This is a genomic window from Vibrio sp. L85, assembly GCF_963871815.1.
In the GTDB taxonomy this organism is placed as follows: domain Bacteria; phylum Pseudomonadota; class Gammaproteobacteria; order Enterobacterales; family Vibrionaceae; genus Vibrio; species Vibrio harveyi.
Genome location: NZ_CAWMYL010000087.1, coordinates 1 through 655, shown reverse-complemented (window position 1 = coordinate 655; position 655 = coordinate 1). Strand labels below are relative to the sequence as shown.

Here is a 655-nt window from a genome sequence, read left to right as displayed (position 1 = left end):
GATCAGTATCTTGAGCTTTCCGTGATCGGCCTCGATCACGTTATTGAGATACTTCACCTGCCGGTGGGCCGTCTCCCGGTCCAGCTTTCCTTCGCGCTTCAATTCGGTGATCGCTGCACCATAGCTCGGCGCTTTGTCGGTATTGAGCGTGGCAGGCTTTTCCCAGTGCTTCAGGCCTCGCAGGGCCTTGCCCAGGAACCGCTTCGCTGCCTTGGCGCTGCGGGTCGGCGACAGGTAGAAATCGATCGTGTCGCCCCGCTTGTCGACTGCCCGGTACAGGTAGGTCCACTTGCCCCGCACCTTGACGTAGGTTTCATCCAGGCGCCAGCTCGGATCAAAGCCACGCCGCCAGAACCAGCGCAGCCGCTTCTCCATCTCCGGGGCGTAGCACTGGACCCAGCGATAGATCGTCGTATGGTCGACCGAAATGCCGCGTTCCGCCAGCATTTCCTCAAGGTCGCGATAGCTGATCGGATAGCGACAATACCAGCGCACCGCCCACAGGATCACATCACCCTGGAAATGGCGCCACTTGAAATCCGTCATCGTTCCGTCCGTCCAATCTCCGCCAAGCATGCTCAAGCTTCACGATTTTTGCAACAGAGCCCACACGAGTATTGAGCATAGTCGAGATTGGTGCAGATCACTTCTGATA

1 protein-coding gene is annotated in these 655 nt (G+C 58.2%); it reads right to left on the bottom strand.

The genetic code is table 11. The features are described from left to right. Positions 1 to 546, bottom strand: a 546-nt coding sequence (locus AACR11_RS08970) for an IS6-like element IS6100 family transposase (RefSeq protein ID WP_050344902.1), incomplete at its 3' end; no start/stop codon positions are given. Positions 547 to 655 lie beyond the last annotated feature (109 nt).